At 53.2% G+C, this 1,783-nt stretch carries 1 protein-coding gene and 1 pseudogene; both read right to left on the reverse strand.

Features of this window, described 5'->3' with window-relative positions; translation table 11 throughout:
* Window positions 1-80: 80 nt before the first annotated feature.
* On the reverse strand, window positions 81-1,457 hold the full coding sequence (radA, locus tag ACI32D_RS06560; RefSeq protein ID WP_439775792.1) for a DNA repair protein RadA: 1,377 nt from the start codon (window positions 1,455-1,457) through the stop codon (window positions 81-83).
* Window positions 1,457-1,783 (reverse strand): annotated as a pseudogene (locus tag ACI32D_RS06565) (dUTP diphosphatase); the annotation flags it as partial. The gene radA and the pseudogene ACI32D_RS06565, both read right to left, overlap by 1 nt.

Consider the following 1,783-nt stretch of genomic DNA (forward strand, 5'->3'; position numbering starts at 1 on the left):
ATTATATCAAGAATTGGTAAGAAACGTTGCTATTTAACATTGGATGAAATGAATATTTTTTAGCAGTCACACCCTTTTCTCTATGAGAAAAGGTAGTGGAGGGCCTGGCGGACGCTGGAAACCGGGATTACCTCAATTCCCAGATCCTTAAGACTTGGGCTCATATTGTACTTAGGGATAAAAATCCGCTTAAAGCCGACCTTGCCGGCTTCCTTGACCCGGGCCTGGATCTGGTTGACCCGGCGGACTTCCCCGGTTAAGCCGATTTCCCCGACAAAGCAGTCAGTCGCTGAGATTTCCTTGTCATAATAACTGGAAGCAATAGCCATGGCAATGGCTAGGTCGATGGCTGGTTCGTTTAAGCGGATGCCGCCAGTGGCTGACAAATAGGCGTCCTGGTTTTGCAGCATCAGGTTGCCTCTTTTTTCCAAGACGGCCAAAAGCAGGGAGACCCGGTTGTAGTCAAGCCCAGAAGTCGTCCGCTTGGCATAGCCAAAAGCGGTTGGGGTAACCAGGGCTTGGATTTCGCCTAAGATCGGCCGGGTGCCTTCTAAAGAAACGACCACGGCTGACCCAGTTGAGTCGGGCAGGCGTTCATCCAGGAAAACCGCGGAAGGGTTGGTCACTTCCGCCAGGCCTTCAGTCTTCATTTCGAACATGCCGATTTCGTTGGCCGCCCCAAAACGGTTCTTGACTGAGTGCAGGATCCGGTAAGCATGGTGCTCGTCGCCTTCAAAATAAAGGACGGTGTCAACCATGTGCTCCAGGATTTTTGGCCCGGCGATAGCCCCTTCCTTGGTCACGTGGCCGATGACGAAGACGGTGATTTGGTCGAGCTTGGCGATCTTCATCAATTCAGCGGTAACTTCCCGGACCTGGGAAGCTGAGCCCACCATGGAGTCCAGGCTTGGTTCGTTCATGGTCTGGATAGAGTCGATGACGACAAAATCTGGCTTGACGTCGTCAATCTGGTCACGGATGTGTTCCATGTTGCTTTCCGGGTAGAGAAGCATGGGGCTTTGGCCCAGGCCCAGGCGGTCAGCCCGCAGCTTGATCTGGCTGGCTGATTCTTCCCCGGAGACGTAGAGGACCTTGTATTTTTCCGCCAATTCGCTCATGATCTGCAGCATTAAAGTGGACTTGCCGATGCCGGGATCCCCGCCGATCAAGACTAAAGAGCCAGGTACGATCCCGCCGCCCAAGACCCGGTTGAGTTCTGAAGACTTGGTTAAAATCCGCTCTTCTTTTTCCGCCTTGATGGTGGACATTTTGACTGCTTCTTTAGCCCCCACGCTGGCCATCAAGCGGCTGGGGGTAGCCTTAGTTGAAGTCTGGCGGACCTCCTGGCTTTCTTTTTCAAACTGGTTCCAGGCCCCGCAGTTAGGACAACGACCCAGGTAAGAAGCGGAGATGTAGCCGCAAGAGCGGCACTTGTACTGGGTTCTAGCTCTGGCCATTACTTCCCGCCCTTCTTGCCGGTTGAGCCAAAGCCGCTTAAACGCTGGCTTTCAATCGGCTGGTCGTCGTCAGTTTTAAGGTACTTGATAAAGATGCCTTGGGCGATCCGCTCACCCTTTTTGATCTTGAGGGGCCGGACGCCGTAGTTCAAGACTTGGACGAAGATCTCCCCTTCATTGTTGGGGTTGTTGTAGTAGTCGCTGTCGATGACGCCAATCCCGTTTGGCAAGGACAGGTTGCGCTTGAAGGTGTTGGAGGACCGGTTGGCCAGGATCAAGACTTCGTCTTCTGGCATGTAGGCCTTGATGCCAGTTGGGACTAAGAT

Origin of the sequence: Lactobacillus sp., assembly GCF_051873315.1 — a bacterium.
Classification (GTDB): Bacteria; Bacillota; Bacilli; order Lactobacillales; family Lactobacillaceae; genus Lactobacillus.

Bases quoted from the DNA above. Each gene is read 5' to 3' on its own strand.
- radA (WP_439775792.1), bottom strand. From the start codon at position 1,457: ATGGCCAGAGCTAGAACCCAGTACAAGTGCCGCTCTTGCGGCTACATC.